The sequence below is a fragment of the Micromonospora sp. BQ11 genome (genome assembly GCF_052068135.1).
Classification (GTDB): domain Bacteria; phylum Actinomycetota; class Actinomycetes; order Mycobacteriales; family Micromonosporaceae; genus Micromonospora.
The window spans coordinates 352322-367509 of the sequence record NZ_JBQHDB010000004.1 but is presented as its reverse complement, the minus strand read 5'-3'; the positions used below and the strand labels follow the sequence as shown (position 1 = coordinate 367509).

13 protein-coding genes and 3 pseudogenes are annotated in these 15188 nt (G+C 67.6%); 10 read left to right on the top strand and 6 right to left on the bottom strand.

Annotated elements, in window-relative coordinates; translation table 11 throughout:
- Positions 1–939 precede the first annotated feature (939 nt).
- On the top strand, positions 940–1110 hold the full coding sequence (locus ACTMSW_RS11410; RefSeq protein ID WP_441180501.1) for a hypothetical protein: 171 nt from the start codon (positions 940–942) through the stop codon (positions 1108–1110).
- A 102-nt stretch (positions 1111–1212) separates the two neighbouring features.
- Here the strand turns inward: ACTMSW_RS11410 and ACTMSW_RS11405 are convergent, their stop codons facing one another.
- Positions 1213–1374: a hypothetical protein gene (locus tag ACTMSW_RS11405; protein WP_441180500.1), complete on the bottom strand. Its 162-nt coding sequence runs from the start codon at positions 1372–1374 to the stop codon at positions 1213–1215.
- Between the two features lie 395 nt (positions 1375–1769).
- Here ACTMSW_RS11405 and ACTMSW_RS11400 point away from each other — a divergent pair.
- Positions 1770–1913, top strand: a pseudogene (locus ACTMSW_RS11400) (IS5/IS1182 family transposase); the annotation flags it as partial.
- A 1549-nt stretch (positions 1914–3462) separates the two neighbouring features.
- Here ACTMSW_RS11400 and ACTMSW_RS11395 read toward each other — a convergent pair.
- Positions 3463–3825, bottom strand: coding sequence for a phosphotransferase (locus ACTMSW_RS11395; RefSeq protein WP_441180499.1), 363 nt, complete (start codon positions 3823–3825; stop codon positions 3463–3465).
- A gap of 13 nt (positions 3826–3838) precedes the next feature.
- Positions 3839–4590 (bottom strand): annotated as a pseudogene (locus ACTMSW_RS11390) (transposase family protein); the annotation flags it as partial.
- A 270-nt stretch (positions 4591–4860) separates the two neighbouring features.
- Between ACTMSW_RS11390 and ACTMSW_RS11385 the strand changes: the two are divergent.
- The 6 genes from ACTMSW_RS11385 (at position 4861) to ACTMSW_RS11360 (ending at position 10140) form a co-directional block, all read left to right on the top strand.
- Positions 4861–5409, top strand: a complete 549-nt coding sequence (locus ACTMSW_RS11385) for a hypothetical protein (RefSeq protein WP_441180649.1) — start codon at positions 4861–4863, stop codon at positions 5407–5409.
- A 289-nt stretch (positions 5410–5698) separates the two neighbouring features.
- Positions 5699–6928: a DUF3370 family protein gene (locus tag ACTMSW_RS11380; RefSeq protein ID WP_441180498.1), complete on the top strand. Its 1230-nt coding sequence runs from the start codon at positions 5699–5701 to the stop codon at positions 6926–6928.
- A gap of 354 nt (positions 6929–7282) precedes the next feature.
- Positions 7283–7870 (top strand): hypothetical protein, encoded by a 588-nt coding sequence (locus ACTMSW_RS11375; RefSeq protein ID WP_441180645.1) that lies wholly within the window; start codon positions 7283–7285, stop codon positions 7868–7870.
- A gap of 91 nt (positions 7871–7961) precedes the next feature.
- The gene (locus tag ACTMSW_RS11370; protein ID WP_441180497.1) at positions 7962–8264 is read left to right on the top strand and encodes a hypothetical protein; all 303 of its coding nucleotides are present in this window, start codon (positions 7962–7964) and stop codon (positions 8262–8264) included.
- Between the two features lie 203 nt (positions 8265–8467).
- Complete coding sequence (locus tag ACTMSW_RS11365; RefSeq protein ID WP_441180496.1) at positions 8468–8989, top strand: SigE family RNA polymerase sigma factor; 522 nt, start codon at positions 8468–8470, stop codon at positions 8987–8989.
- Positions 8986–10140 carry a hypothetical protein gene (locus tag ACTMSW_RS11360; RefSeq protein ID WP_441180495.1) on the top strand — a complete coding sequence of 385 codons (1155 nt, stop codon included), beginning with the start codon at positions 8986–8988 and terminating at the stop codon, positions 10138–10140. The genes ACTMSW_RS11365 and ACTMSW_RS11360 overlap by 4 nt, the downstream gene beginning before the upstream one ends.
- 463 nt (positions 10141–10603) lie before the next feature.
- Here ACTMSW_RS11360 and ACTMSW_RS11355 read toward each other — a convergent pair.
- Positions 10604–11203 (bottom strand): annotated as a pseudogene (locus ACTMSW_RS11355) (SIMPL domain-containing protein); the annotation flags it as partial.
- 173 nt (positions 11204–11376) lie between these two features.
- Here ACTMSW_RS11355 and ACTMSW_RS11350 point away from each other — a divergent pair.
- A complete protein-coding gene (locus ACTMSW_RS11350; protein WP_441180494.1) occupies positions 11377–11814 on the top strand; it encodes a MerR family transcriptional regulator in 438 nt (145 codons plus the stop codon).
- Positions 11815–12106: 292 nt separating this feature from the next.
- Here the strand turns inward: ACTMSW_RS11350 and ACTMSW_RS11345 are convergent, their stop codons facing one another.
- Complete coding sequence (locus tag ACTMSW_RS11345) at positions 12107–12895, bottom strand: hypothetical protein (RefSeq protein WP_441180493.1); 789 nt, start codon at positions 12893–12895, stop codon at positions 12107–12109.
- Positions 12892–13503 (bottom strand): RNA polymerase sigma factor, encoded by a 612-nt coding sequence (locus ACTMSW_RS11340; RefSeq protein WP_441180492.1) that lies wholly within the window; start codon positions 13501–13503, stop codon positions 12892–12894. The genes ACTMSW_RS11345 and ACTMSW_RS11340 overlap by 4 nt, the downstream gene beginning before the upstream one ends.
- Before the next feature lie 1109 nt (positions 13504–14612).
- Between ACTMSW_RS11340 and ACTMSW_RS11335 the strand changes: the two genes are divergently transcribed.
- Positions 14613–15161: a hypothetical protein gene (locus tag ACTMSW_RS11335; protein WP_441180491.1), complete on the top strand. Its 549-nt coding sequence runs from the start codon at positions 14613–14615 to the stop codon at positions 15159–15161.
- Positions 15162–15188 lie beyond the last annotated feature (27 nt).

Sequence of the window (15188 nt, the reverse complement as noted above, 5' to 3'; positions counted from 1 at the left end):
GGAGTCCACCTACCAGGCGAAATCACACCAACGCGGCAACCGCACTGCCGAGGTCAGCGCCCAGCCCAGGGCCCTTACCTATGGAGACCGCTTGCCGTTTCCAGCGTGAAGCTCGGCCAGAAAGCCCCCGGTAACGTACAGCGGGAGATGGGGATTTCGAGGCGGCGCGGGCCAGCTATCAGCGGGCGCTGGCCCTCAACGAGGCGGTGTACGGCCTAGACCGTCCGGACACCGTGCGGACGCGAAGCCTGCTCGATGGCAACGATGATCAGTCCCGTTGATCGGGTCCACCACGTCGTCGACGATCACGTTTCCGCCGGGGTACTCGCAGACGCGTGATCACGGCCAGGTCACGGGAGTGTGGGCCGATCGGCGCGGCGATGATCAGGTCGCGGCGGCCCAGCGGTTTCGCCAGCGTGCGCCAGCTTCCGTCCGACCACTCGTGCCACTGCCGCGGGCCCCCGTAGCCGAGCTGGTGGGCTACCAGGCCCGGCCGGCTCAGGCCGACCGTGGCAAGTTGGCGACGGTGGCCGACGTCTACTGCGCGGACTCCGTCACCGATGACCGGGCCACCTGGGCGCTGATCGTGCGGCACATCATCAGCCTGGTTCCACCGGGGGGTCACCGCCGCGCTGTGACGGTACGGGGGATATGCGGTCGCGAGGAAGGCTTTCTCCGACGTCGACGAACACGGCCTCCGGGCGGTACTGCGGCCCGAGTTCGGGCCGCTGAACGGTCGATCGAGCCCGGCGAATTGCCCAAGGGTCCTTCTGCAGCTACTCGGCAGTTGTGCGCTGCCGGGCACTCAGACGGAGCCGGCCGGTACAGGATGCGCCGGCGCCCGCCCTGGTCGGCGCTGACATCTCGGTGCCGGGCCGGCCACCCGGGTTCGCCACCCGTCGAGGGGCGGCAGTGACGGTCGTGGCGGATACTTGCCCAATGACCAATCCTGACCTTGATCCGGACGTCTATCCACCCATTGACCCTCGTGAGCACGCACCCGACGACGCCGCAGAGCTGCTTGCCGGTACGTCTGGCGAGTTGCCGGACGCGCCGGTCGAGCCGATGCCCGAGGACGGCGAGCAGGGAGGCGTGCCCGAGCCGGCATAACGACGCGCGGCGGCCTTCGCCGCCGCCGACGGCCCGGGCCGCTTCTTCTGTCCGGTCTGGCCGTTGAATGCTGCGGTCGTCACGGCGCCCTCCGACAAGGTCCTAGACGGCCGACTGGTTGAATGGCCGCCACACGGGCAGGTTCAGCGCCGTGAGAAACCGTGCTGCCTTGGCCTCGACGGATATCTCGGCACCATCCAGGCCCTCGTCATCCTCGTCATCGAGATCGATGTCTGCCCGGTCGAGATCCTCGGCCCTGGCCACCGAGGTGACTCGAACTCCAACGCCCGCTTCTTGCTTTCGCCGCGAGGGCCGACTGCACGTCATGTACAGACGTGGCTACGGCAAAGCCGCATTCCTCACGTGTCCGCAGGACGAGCGGCACCGGTGCAGCAAAAAGGAATCGTCACTTGGGTGGAGTGCTCGTCGTGTAACCATAATGTGGTTTATTGCTCAAGGTAGTCATGCAGACAAGCCGCTGGGCCGCTTTCGGGCTATCGATCGGCGACCTAATCATGGCACGACGACAGTTGCTGAACCTCAAGGAGCTCGCCGAGCGCCACCACCAGGGCACGAATACCAGATGAAGACCTGACCGCTCATCGGCATTTGAGCACATCCTCCTGCAATGACCGTCAGGCCAACTGGTTCCGCGGCCTGGGCAACGCACCGTGTGGCGCTCCTTGCGCGAGGCCGTCGACCTACCCGCCGGGTGCGCCGACGACGACCTCAACGCCGCGATGCGCCGAGCCACCAGGTTGGCGTTCGCGATCCTCGACGGCACGCTGATCCCGATCGACCGGTCGCCGACCAGATTGGGCGACGGCCCGGACAGCCGGAACGTCGCCCCAACGCAGCCGAGGACCTACCGCGAGCGAGCCGCGTCGACTATGCAAGAGGACGAGAGTCCAACTCGGACAGCCTTACCTACTTCGTCAGCGCTGGACTCGACCGGAGCAACGGCCTTGTCTCCCGTGTACGAAAAGGCCGCGCGACCGCCACTGTTCCTCGCGCAAAAGACGAAGTAGAGGCCGGAGTCGTCACGCCTTACGCCCACCGCTCGGGCATCTCGCGTGAACGCTGCAAAGGACCTGACCTTCGCCAGCCTCAGAAGGTGACGCAGGTTTTCCTCCCCATCCTTCAGCGAAATCTCCCGCCCCGGATCCTCGCCGAAACGGAGCCCTTCTTGAACAAGCGCGCCAAGTTGGTTATCAGTGATGTCGGCAGAGACCACTTCCAGCCACCCATTGAGAACCGCCGGGCCCTGCGAGACAGGCGAATAGCTGGCCAAATAAATTTGGCCGTCGCCACGCTGGAAAGCACTCACTTTACCCTTCATCCCACGACCACGAACTCCAAGGGAGTTCCCGACCCCTTCCATAACGCCAGGCTTTCACCATGACCCTCCGGGCCGTGGGGCGCAAGAATCTCACCATGGCCATCTACCGCCCGCGACTATACTTTGCAGCGTTCCTAAATATCAGCAGGTGCGGAGGCTGACCAGAGTATCGCGGGGTTTGGAGGGGCAAGCCGGGCCGTAGCACCGGAGCGACCGCGTGGAACACGCGTGTGACGGCATCTCCTCGAAAGTCTTCGAACCGTTCCGTAGCCTAAAGCCACAGTCCCCCGCCAAGGAGAGTGTCCACACGGCTGAAGGCACCTGTGGCTGTCATGGCTGACACCCCGCCACGGGTGGCCGCTAGCTCCCGCGACACGACGGTCAGCCACGAATGTCCCGCAGATATCGGCGGCACTCGTTAACCACTTCGGTCTCCTCTGGGAGTTCACGCCGGGCCGACGCCTGTAACGCTGCAGGTCAGCCTTCTCCGCTCTGTCCAGTCCCGGTGAGCACTTCGGCGCGATGACCACTTCGCCAGCCTGCACCCAATCTGCTCCCACCTGCAAGGCCAAGCCAACCCGCAGCTCCTTACCGCCCGACCTGCACACACTCCCCCACCAGGCGACATAGGCAACCATCGACAGGTGCACAAACCGCCGAGCACTCCGCGGTGAAACAGGACGCCGCACCGCCTCTGACCTGCGGATGCGTGGAGCCGCAGCTAGGGATGGGTGCAGTTGCGCGCCGTTCGATGCCGTTGGACGCGGTTCAAGGCCGTTCATGGCACCCCGCTGCTCCCAACCTGCTCCCCCGATCCCCGGATCGTCACCGGGTTGCCCGCCGACAGGCTGAGGTGGCGCGTCCTGCAAGTTGTTCGGCAATCGAACGTGGCTACTGGCCCGAGCGACCTTGGCTCACGCCGACACCTGGTCAGTGACCGTTAGCATCAGGCGCTCCCGCCCTGCTCCCACGGCACAGTGTCAACCGAGCGCACTCACGGAGGCTGCGCCTCATCAGCGGCGTGAGCGTGCGCCGGTGAAAGCCGTTGCGCTGATGCTGCGGCGACGTTGAATAGTCCGCGGGTCGAGGAGGTGCCAGGCCGCCACGAGGTCGAGCGCCGGGTCCGCCGGGCCGAAGCCGCCGCCGTCCAGGACACCGACGAGACGGCCGTCTTCGACGAGGACGTTGGGCGGGATGAGGTCGCGGTGGCACATCGCGTCCTCGTCGACCTCGGGCAGCGTCCGAAGCTCTGCCCAGATCCGCCGCAGGAGGGGTACGTCGAGCAGGTCCTCGCTCTGCCGGAAGCAGGTCTCCAGCCACTCGTCGTGGTCCGGGGAGGCGCCCGCCGCGACCGACGCCGTCGAAGCGTCGCCCACGGGTGTCGTCGGCGCGCATCCCGGCGATGAGCTCGGCCAGATCATGGGCGAACGCGTTCGACCCTGCAGAGTCCTCGACCGTCGCGTCGTGGCCGGACAGCCAGGTCTGGACGCTCCACGGCAGGGGATAGCCCGCGCCCGGCTCCCCGATCGCCACCGGCTTCGGGGTAGGGACGGTTGCGGCGTCGGCCAGTTCACGCGCAGCCTCGGCCTCTGCCGCCAGCGACGCGCGGGCCTGCGCTGGGTCGTGACCAACCAGCGGGAAGCGGGCGGCCAGGTCGTCGCCGATCCGGAAGATCGCGTTCACGCTCCCGGGCGAGCCGGGCAGTGCCGGTGAGGCCCACACCAGCCGGCCGGCGCGTCGGCGATGACCTGAACGTTCACGCCATGGCGCTTGCGCTTGCCGGAGTAGTACGGCTTCTGGTCCGCCACCCGGTCGATGGGAATCAGCGTGCCGTCCAGGATCGCGTACGCCAGGCGGCGGATGCGCCGCATCGCCGTGGCCAGGTCCTCAGCGACCGCGGTGAGCAGCATGATCGCTTCCTGCACGTAGCGCCAGGCGGTGGCGACACCGACGGCCAACCCGGCCGCGAGCCGGGTGTAGGTGTCACCGTCGCGCAGATGGGCCAGGACGAGCAGCGCCTGTTGACCTGGGTCGAGGCGTCGCCACCGGGATCGCTGCTGGGTGCGGTGGCCTCGGATGCGGCCGGCGAGATGGCTCAGGGTCCGGCTGGACAGCGGGATCGGCGAGGGGCAAGACAGCACAGGCGAGGCTCCCGGTCGGGGCATCGGATCTTGGTCGACTGCTGTCTTACCTGGAGCCTCGCCCTCATCAATCTCCGGGCTCGCCGCATCCGCCTCGAGCTGCCAGGCCAGCTTGGAAAGGCTCAATGGCGAACCTCCCGTTCCGTGAACCGTCTTCCCGTCGTTCTCGCACGCCCGTATGATCGACGTTCTTCCATTTGCCGTCAGGAGGCAGCCGTGATCAGGCATCTGCTTTCGTCGATTGCGGCGGCGGTTGTCGGCCTTTCCGTCGTGACCGCACCGGTCCCGGCCGGCGCGACGGCACGGGCCGGCCTCGGCGCCCAGGCCACGCCTTCCGGCTGCACAACGTGGGTGGAATGGGTGCAGGAGGGCAGCAACAGCTACTACTACGGTCGGGGCAACGTGCAGTGCGCCGGTGGCCGCTACAGGGTCAAGCTCCAGTGCCGGAACCTGCAGACCGGTGTGGGGTACGTCGTCTACGGCGGGTACGCGGTAAACGCTCCCGGCACCGCCACCGCAACCTGCTACAGCGGCAACGTCGCCGAGGGCGTGTACCCCGTCGACGATCCGCTGCCGACGGCCGGTGTCACCGGATGCGTCTCTTGGACGGAATGGGTCCACGAGGGGAGCAACCACTACTACGGCCGCGGTAGCGCCCAGTGCGACACCGGTACCTATCGGGTCCAGATCCAGTGCCGCAACGTGCAGACCGGCCAGCGTTACGTCGTCTACGGTCCGGCGGTCACCGCCCCCAGCACCGCCACGACAACCTGCTATCAAGGCAACGTCGCGGACGTCGTCTCGGGCGTGCCGGCGTGAGAATACGACGACCCCGGCTTGAGCAGGTCCGCCTCCCCGGTGGCGGCAAGGGGAGGCGGCGAGCCGGGCTCAGCCCGCCGGCACGTGGCCCCCGAGTCCCGGGCCGAACCGTCCGCACTCGCATGCTTCCGGTCGAGTGATGGTCACGTTCGACGGCCGGTCGACGCTCGGTCGATCCGAATCGCGTAAGGGAAATGGCGTTCGTATGACCCGTGCATGATCAAGCGATGGTGTTGAGGGGTTGGATATGCAGAGAATCACGTCGGCCCGCTGGCCTTTGGCGTTACTGGTGATAACCGCGATCGTCGTCGGCGCCGCGCCTGCCCCGGTGGCCGCTGTCGAGGCGACCTGGCGCACAGGCGCCGCCCCCGGGCCGAGCCGTACCGTCCCCCTCGACCAGTTGCAGCAGCTTCCCGGTGGGCTGTCGGGGCCGCAGATCGCGGTCAGCAACAACCCGGAGAATGTCACCGGAAACGGGTGGCTGATGCTGCACTCCCGCTCCACCGCGCGCGGCGGGCGCGCGTACGCGGTCACCGGCGACGTGCCCCTGTACCTCTACCACCAGAACGGCACCAGCACCACCAGGTACCTGCACGTCCTCATCTCGAATCCGAGCACGACGGCCATTCAGGTCAGCGGAGTGGGTTCGATGTACACCAACGACCAGGTGCCACTCGACCCCGACCCCGCCGCCCGCTGCGGCGGCGGCCCCAGCCATCGGGTGGCCCGGGACTGGCTCGACATCGAGAAGGACTGGCAGTCACCGCGAGCGAACATCCGCTTCGGGATCCTCACCGTCCAGCCGGGCAAGGCCGTCCAGGCCGTGGTCGCCCGGATGAACCCCGCCAACCTGATCGACGGCCGGATCCGGATCACGGTCGTCGGTGGCAGCGCCTACCTGTACACGGTGATGACCAGCGACGGCAGCGCCAGCACCGCGATCAGCTACTCCCAGAACAACAACGCGGCGGCACCGGGCAACATCCAGCGGGAGAACCCGTCGGTCGACGAGCCGGGCCGGATGGCCGGCATCTACGCCAATTCCGTGTGGAGCACCAACTCGGCGGCACAGATCGCTGTCCCGGCCGCGCCCGCCTACGCCGGCTACGGCATCGACACCATCACCTACAACCGCCCCGAGTTGGACCAGTCAGCCCCTGGCGTGGCCGTCCTCAGCGACGGCGCGACCCGCAGCTACGGCAACTACGGCTTCCGCTACCGGGTCAGCTTCGCCTTCAACAACCCGTCGTCGGGGACCCGCACCATCCGGCTGTCCTTCGGTCACGGGCTGTCGCGCAGCACGGACAATGGTGAGACCACCTGGAACGGGCCGGTGCAGGTCACCGACCGCCTCGGCACCCGCACCGACGTCCTCTGCACACGCCCGACCGCCCCGCGTGACCCCACTGCGCTGGGCACCTGGGCCCTCGCCCCGGGAGCGACCGAGACCGTCTCGATCGAGCTGTTCGTTCCCGGGCTGATCTACTCCCAGGCCGAGCTCATCCTGGAGTCGATCTGAGCGGCGAAGATGACCGGAAGTGATGCATGTCGATCAGAAAGGCTTTGCGCCAGGTGTAGGACTTTGGGGGCGGAGCCGTTTTTGGTCAGACCCGCTCAACGGTGACGCCTCGGTCGGTGAAGCAGGCGACCACGTTGCGGAGCGGCGGTGGCGGCCTTCTCGTCGTCGCGGATCTCGGCGTAGGCGACCCGTGATCGAAACACCGCTAGATCCACACTCCCGCGCTCGGTCGGCGGCATGAGAGCGCATCCAACAGCTGGATACCATGTGCATGTGTTGGGATCGCGTCGGCCGCCGGCGGGTTTGAGCAGACGGGCCCGCTCGTTCGTCAACGTTCACGGAGTTTGGCTCGACGTGCCGCCGGTGGGTCAGTTTCGAGACGCGTGGCAGGAGTCGCAGATCCCTGACGACGTCATCGACCGCGCCGAGGCGTATCGGGCCCGGTGGGGTGGCCTTGTCCTGCCGTCCGCGCCGGGCATGCCCGAGGATGCCGCGGGCCCGCGGGTGCTCAGCGTGGACACGCCTGAGTGGGAAGACACCTTTGCTCCCCCGGGGTGGTTCTTCGAGGCCGGGCCGCAACGCACCGCTGTGCCGTACGAGTTCCTGATCGGTCCGGACGGCACGTTCGGTATCGCCGGTGGCGACGATGGGCAGTGGGTCCCGTTGCATCGCAGCATCGACGGCTGGGTTGAGGCCTTGGCTCTGGCGTATGCGGCGATGGACGTCGCGGACACGGTCACCAGGCTGACCGATTCGGCCGTCGGCCAGCTCGACCTGACCGCGATGCAACCGGTCGCAGAGGTTGGTGGCATCACGAACGGCTGGTGGTACCGGCTGGGCATGCTCGCTGCTGTGTACTCGGGCGAGTCGGAGCTGTTCGCGCGGCCGGCCTACCGCACCGCGTACCTCTACGCCGGCAACATCGATGAGCAGTGGTTGTAACGCCGCTACCGCATCGGCACATGGGTGGGGATTGGGTAAGCACCATCAGCGGCAGACGAGGACTGCACGCCATACGCGATGATTGGCGTCCATGGGCAACGGCGATCCGTACACCACCATCAGCGAGCCGACGTTCGTGGCAAGGTTCCTGCTCGATCCAGACACGGACACCGTGGACACGGTGGCCAACGTTGACGCGTTCGTCGACCTTCCCGATGGCTCTACGTGTGCGCTGACAATCTTCACCATCGATGAGTTCGGCCGCTCGTTGGCGCGCCGAAAGCGGATGTGGAGACGCGGTCCCGCCGAACCCGCCTGCGCAGCTGCGGCTGCAATGCGTGGCCAGGCACGCTCGACGCTGTGGGCGCGCGGGCAGTCGATCGAGTACAGGTAGGTCTTTGCTGGTCGGCCAGCATGCCACCGTCCAGCCCGTCGGAGGCCCCGCGAATGACCGGCAGCGCCAGCCCTTCAGCGGTCCACTGCCGGCTCGGCGTCGGGCCATGACCGCAGAATTTTCGACACGCCCCAACCTTTTCCCGCTACTGGTCGTCTTGGCTGGTAGGTCACCCCCCAATGTTCAGTCGAGAAGAGGCGGACGTGGACGCTCGTGCTCCTGACTTCGACGCGTTTGTCCGGGCCAGGACGTCGGCGCTGCTCCGTTCGGCATATCTGCTCACCGGCGATCAGCACTTGGCCGAGGATCTCGTCCAGACCGCGCTGGGGCTCACCCATCGTGCGTGGCGGAATCTGGACGCCACCGGTAACGCCGAGGCGTATACCCGCAAGACGATGTATCACCTCCAGGTGTCGCGCTGGCGGCGGCGCCGCATCGTCGAGTCGTTCACCGGTGATGTGCCAGACCAGCCTGCCGTCCAGACCGATCACGCCGAGCAGACGGTGCTGCGACTGTCGTTGCGCAGCGCTTTGTCCCGCCTTACCGCCAAGCAGCGCGCAGTCGTCGTCCTGAGGTTCTTCGACGACCTAACCGAGGTGCAGGCGGCGGAGACCCTGGGCGTCAGCGTCGGCACCATCAAGAGCCAGACCGCGAAGGCGCTCGAGCGGCTGCGCGTGCTCGCGCCGGAGCTCAGCAGCGTCAATGTGAGCGGAGATGCGCGATGATTGAGATCGACAACTTGCGCCGAGGCCTGAGCGAGATCGCCACCGAGGTCGATGCCGTCGACCTGCGCGAGCGGGCCCTGGCCACCTCCCACCGCATCCGGGTCCGCCGCACCGCCGTCACCGCCGTGGCCGGACTCGCGGTCGCCGCGGTGGCGCTGAGCACCGCCGTCGCCGTCCGGACCGACCGCCCACCGACGCCGCCGGGGACCGCCCCCGCACCATCGCCGACCGTGCTGCCGACCGAGCAGCAGGGCGGCGAGCCGGACCTGGGCCCCTTCAGGTCGGCCACCATCACGGTCCCCACCTGGGGCGCGGCTGCCGACGCCACCTGCACCAAGGGCCGGGTATCTCTGAAGGATGGCCAGTACCTACGCGATGCCACGCACCGACCGGTGAACGTCTTGTCCTACCTCGCGGCTGACGTCGACCACGACGGTACCGAGGACTACGTCGCTCACTTGATGTGCGGTGAAGGACCAGAGGCGGGCGGCAGCCAGATCGTCGCATTCCGCCGCAGCGGTCAGGAACTGGTGCCGATCGGCCGGATCGTCGGCACGCAGGACGGGCTCGCGATGATGGACTATCTCGAGGCCCGCGACGGCGGCCGGGTCGCGGTACTGGTCTCCAAGGAATACACCGACGGTGGGCAGAACACGGTGCCGAACCAATGGCGCACGTACGCCTGGCAAGACGGGCGGTTCCGGCAGGTGGACGGCCCAACCACCTTCCCGGCGCAGCCACCGTCCGCACTGCTGTCCGTCGCACCCTCCACCTTGTCGTTCCGACCGCAAGGCAACGGATTCACGGGCCGGCTGACGGTCACGGTACGCAATGACGGCGCCGTCGACGTCGCTCGGCTGGAGATCCTGCTCATCCTGCCGAGCCAGGTCCGGCCGGCGGGCGAGGACTGGAGTGGCTGCGCCGTCCGTCCAGGCTCCAATCAGACGGCGCTGGTATGCACCGTCCCCGGACCGCAGGCGCAGTCGCGTACTTCGGTGCCGTTCACCCTCGTGGCCGCCGACAAGCCGGTGCTGCTCGACGATCCGGTCAACCTCGGCAACCACTACGTATCGGTTTCGCAAGCGCCGCCGTTCGACGGGCAGGTCACCATCAACGACCCGGAGGCCATCATCCCGATCACCGTGCCCTGAGCCGCAGACGAACCCCGACAGGCCCCGACCGGTGTCACCGACGACGCCGGTCGGGGACTGTCTCGTGGGCGTCGACGGGTTGCCTGCCCACATGCATACGGTGACGGCAGCGTCGTGCAGCCCCGGGGATCGTCATCGGCGCCACGTTGCAAAAGCAACGCGATCTTGGCGCGTAGCTTCTGGTCTTGTGCCCACCGGCTGGCCGGCGACGACCTCGACGTCACCCGGTCGGCCAAAGCGCGGGCAGCGACCAGGGCCAATGGAACGCGCGCTCATCGGCAGGACCACGCGTTGAGCATCGCCGCGCCCTCTGTGACGTACCGTGACGCCCGGTCGGCGGCAGATCCGGTCGTCCTTAAGCGGCCCGATCGAGAACCGGTACGAGGGGATGTGCGTGGCGAGGCGCGGACAGGCGGCGCAGAGCGGTGCGCGGTGGAAACGTCCGGGGGCCCAGGACGAGGTATCAGTCGTGGGTGATCGAGAAACCGAGGATCACCGCAGCCGAGACCACTACGTGTCCGGGTGCGAGGTCCTGGGCGGAAGCCTCTCCGCCCGTACCGTGGCCACGGTACCGTTCGTGTCCCACGTTTTCAGGATCGACGTCATCGATATGCACGACCGCACCGAGCCGGACACCGGCCGCGTCGGCGTACAACTCGGCCTTCCGCCGAGCAGCCGCTACCGCCTGACGCCGAGCTTCCGCCCGCATCTCGGCCTTCGTCGTGACATCGAAGTCGACCGCCTCGATCTCGTTCGCGCCAGCGGCTACGACGTCATCAAGCAGTTGCTGAACGATGTCCAGACGGCCCGACTCCATCGCAAACGACGCCTGACACTGATAGCCGAGGAGAACTCGGTCCGGGCCATAGCGGCTCCACGAACTCTTGAGATCCAGCCGTGACCGCTCCACGGCGCTGTCGGCAACGCCGTGGTCTCGCAACGCCTGACGCACCGCGCGCACGGCCTCAGCCGCCGTAGCGAACGCATCTGACGGCGTCTGCTCCACCCGCACGACCCGGAATCTCGCTCTGACCATATCCGGCATGGACTTCACGCTCGCCGCGCCGTACGCAGTGACACCCTACGGCCGTTCGATTAACTGCGTGAAGATGATCTTACGAGGGTCTCCTGCCAAGCGGTGTCCCCGATTACCCCAGGGCGACCGGCCCGCCCGCTATCCGTGCGAGCACCCTAGGAGCTGGAGCCGACTCTAGGTCAACCCATACGCTGGACAGCATGTCCGAAGTCGTCCCGGGCCTGAGCATCGGCGAAGTCGCCGAGCGCACTGGGCTGAGCGTACACACGCTGCGGACCTACGAGCGGGAAGGCATCCTGGCCAACCCGGTCCGGCGCGATCCCGGCGGGCGCCGGATCTACCACGAGGACGACGTGGACTGGCTCACCGTCAGCGTGATCCTGCGCGGCTCCGGCATGCCGCTGCCGGCGATCCGGCGCTACACCGAGCTGGTCCGCGCGGGCGGCGGCACCGAGGCGGAACGCCTGGTGCTGCTACGGGAGCACCGAGAGCGGGTCGTGGACCAAATGGACCAGCTCCGGAAGTGTCTGGACCTGATCAACTTCAAGGTCGGGATGTACGAGGACGCGCTGGACCAGCTCGCGTCTCGTCCGCCACCAGTACCGCCGCCGCCCGGTGACCGACAAGGCCGGCCGTGACCGGCACTGTCACGATGGAGACGGCTCATCCATATTCGCCACGCCTGCACTCCTCTGACTGACAGGAGCGCCTGCCATGAGAGCCACCCAGCGCACTCATTAGGGCGCACTCTTCTCGGCACGACCGCGCGTTCGACCCGACCGCGCCTCGTCATGCAAATGACGCCCGGTCGGCGGCAGATCCAGATTTTCGATCTTGCTCGGGGGCCAGCTCAATGGGTCAACCGGCGATGGCGAGATGGCGGCAGATGACGTTACGCCAGGAAGCTCCAGGGTCGCGAACCTCTTTGGTTCATTGGATCCGTAGCCGGACGGAATCCGGGTCGACGAGCGTCACGCCGGCGGCAGTGCGCACGTGCAGCTTGCAGCCGGCGGGATCGCCCCGATCGCTGGGCCACCACACACCCCAGACACCGTTCCTCACCGTGGCGGTCACTCGCAGGCCATTCGTGAGTACAACGTCGACGCCGGTCACAGCGGGGCCGCTCAGGCCATACAGCTGGAAGGCTTGGATGCCGCCGGGCGATGTCTCCGAGATGCCGCCGAGCACCAACACAGCACTGCCTTGCGGCTTGGCGAACGGTTTGTCGGAGACGGTGGCCTGCATGAGGTTGGGGCCATTGCGCCCCTCGGCTTTCAGACCGGACAGGGCGATCAGCGGATCCGAGGAAGTGCCGCTGCCAAGCGAAACATCGACGCAGTAGGTGAAACCGCCGCGCCGATCGACCAGCACCTCCCGGCGAGCCGCGGCTTTCGGGCGTGCCGGGACGCCCCCGACGCCCACCCCACCGACGCCGAGGTCACTGCACTTCGAGGCCCAACGCTCGATTTCTTCATCCGGAGCGGTCAGTGGTGGAGCGGCCTGCGGAACGGCCGTCCAGGCGGCATAGGTCGGCGGCGGCGGGTCGGGATAGACGGCGAGGGCAACGACGCCGGTAGTGACGACCACCGCAGCGAAGGCACCGGCGAGGGCGATGCGGCGGCTCCGAGTCACCACAGTTCCCTGCGATGCCTGCGCAACTAGCAGTCGCCGGATCTCGGCCTGGCGCTGTGGGTCCAGGCGGGTTCGCAGATCGCTCATGACATCTCCCGTCGCTGTGCTGAGGCGGTCCTTGGGCAGGCTGCGGGGTGGGGTGTGTTCAGGGCTTCTGTCTCGGCCCCGAGCCGGGACCGCGCCCGGGACAGCCGCGATCGGACGGTGCCGACTCGTACACCGAGCGCTACCGCCGCCTCGGCGTAGGAGAGGCCCTGCCAGACGCAGAGCAACAGCACGTCACGGTCGGGCGGCCTCAGTCGCTCGAGGGCCGCCCGCAACCGGGCCAGGTGCCGATCGTCATCGAGCCGGCCGGCGACCTCGTCGGCATGGTCGGGCGTGGCCGGCGCGGGTGTCAGCCGCTCCAGCGCCCGCCGATGCCGCAGCGCGGTCCGCCAGCGATGCTGCATGGTCCGGCGTGCAATGCCGTACAGCCACGGCAAGGCGTTGCCATCAACCAGCTCAACCTCACCCCGCCGGCGCCAGGCCTCCAGGAACACGATGGAGACCAAATCATCGGCGGCGTCGCTCGAGCCGGTTCGGCGCGCACACAAAGCCCGGACGGCCTCCCCGTGCCGGTCGAAGAGCACGCCGAAGCACTCGGCCTCTCCCTGGCGTGCCCGCCGCCACAACTCGCCGTCGTCGGCCCGGGTCATGTCCGCCCTATCCCTCACACCCTCTTATGACCGCTGCGCCCGTTGAGTTCCATAGCGATACCCGACAAGGTAGTCGTCACCGAGATCAGCCAACGATCGCGGATTTGATCACGGAAGATTCGCCCAGACATCCGCCTCTCGTCATGAGCGGACGTCGCCGGCTCGTGAAGCGGAGCTGCCGGTGCTGAAGCATTCGGGCGCGCCGAAGTGGTCACCGTCGAGGAAGCCCTGCTCAGCGGCTTTCCTACGGGATTCGGGACTCAGGCCGCAAGATCCATACCGACGGCACCACGACGGCGCCCAGGGTCGTACATCGATGCAACACGGCCTCCGTAAAAGCGTCGGCGGGCCTCAGGTCGACAGCCGGCACCAGCCAAGCCGGGAGCAGAGAACCCTGACCACTTCGGAGTTCTCTGGGGGGTCACGCCGAACCGCTCGCCGGCATCATCCCAGCTCAGCGCTCTGCGCGCGACGCCAACCGGTCAGCACTTCGGTCCCGGTGACCACTTCGCCAACCTGCACCCAATCTGCTCCCAGGTGCAAGGGCTAGTCATCCAGCAGCTCCTTACCGCCGCGGCCTGCGCACAATCTCCTGCCAGGCGACATAGAGCGTGGTCGACCGCTGCACAGCATCGCGGAGCACTCCGCAGTGAAGCAGGACGCCGCACCCACTCTGACCTGCGGAAATGAGAACCCGCAGCTAGGGGCGGGTGCAGTTGCGCGCCGATGCGTGCCGTTCGGTACGGTTGAAGGCCGTTCAGTGCACCCTGTTGCTCCCCACCTGCTCCCCCGCTCCCGGGCTCGTGATCGGGCTGATGCCGGCGGGCTGAGATGGACGGTCCGGCAGGTTGTTCAGCAACGGATTGTGGCTGCTGCCCCGCGCGGCCTCGGCTGGCGCCGATGCCCGGCCAGCGCCCGTTAGCCCCAGGCGCTCTCAACCTGCTCCCAGGGTCCGGCCGTCACCGACCGCACTCACCGATGCCGCGCCTCAGCAGCGGCAGATTCGTATGGGATCGAGGGCGGGTGCGCAAAGGCGCCGGTTTGTGTGGTGCCTCGCGGTTGGCCGTTATGGATCGAGGCTGTCAGTCCTCGCTCTTATGATCACGGCCATGGGCGCCGCCTTCACCACCTTGTGGACCCATGACGTCTGCCGGGAGCTCCGCAGGTACCGCATCGGCCAGCGGCCCCCGGTGGCGTTCAGCGGGGTGCACCAGTCTCTTCCCAGTTGGACCAGCGTTGGCGTCGGCGACGATGTCTTCGCGCTGCATGTCAACCGATGCGTGGTCTACGTGGTGAGCCGTCTCTGTGTCGTGGACAAGCAGCGGCGCGACTGTTGCGGCGCCGCTCCGACAACATGGCGCGACCGGGCATATCCGGGTCACGACGCCTGGGCGATGCTCGGCGCCGCCGGATGCGGGGCGAGCCCGGTACATGTCGAAGCGACACCGATCTGCTTCGACCTCGCCGTCCCCGGCGACCTGCTCAGCGCGCTGACCTGGCGCAACCGACGCGGAGAACAGCGCACCTTGAAGTACGTCGTCAACGGTCGTCTCGAACGCTCCGTCAGCCTTCAAGGCGTCTATCGTCTGACCGACGAGTCCGCCGCGCAGTTGGGCGCCCTGCTCGATGGTTCGCCGACCCGGAGCCGCACGGCATAGACCTCCACGCGCATCATGGTCGGCCGC

Bases quoted from the DNA above. Each gene is read 5' to 3' on its own strand.
- ACTMSW_RS11340 (WP_441180492.1), bottom strand. From the start codon at position 13,503: ATGACCCGGGCCGACGACGGCGAGTTGTGGCGGCGGGCACGCCAGGGA.
- ACTMSW_RS11370 (WP_441180497.1), top strand. From the start codon at position 7,962: ATGGGCAACGGCGATCCGTACACCACCATCAGCGAGCCGACGTTCGTG.
- ACTMSW_RS11410 (WP_441180501.1), top strand. From the start codon at position 940: ATGACCAATCCTGACCTTGATCCGGACGTCTATCCACCCATTGACCCT.
- ACTMSW_RS11335 (WP_441180491.1), top strand. From the start codon at position 14,613: ATGGGCGCCGCCTTCACCACCTTGTGGACCCATGACGTCTGCCGGGAG.
- ACTMSW_RS11350 (WP_441180494.1), top strand. From the start codon at position 11,377: ATGTCCGAAGTCGTCCCGGGCCTGAGCATCGGCGAAGTCGCCGAGCGC.
- ACTMSW_RS11360 (WP_441180495.1), top strand. From the start codon at position 8,986: ATGATTGAGATCGACAACTTGCGCCGAGGCCTGAGCGAGATCGCCACC.
- ACTMSW_RS11345 (WP_441180493.1), bottom strand. From the start codon at position 12,895: ATGAGCGATCTGCGAACCCGCCTGGACCCACAGCGCCAGGCCGAGATC.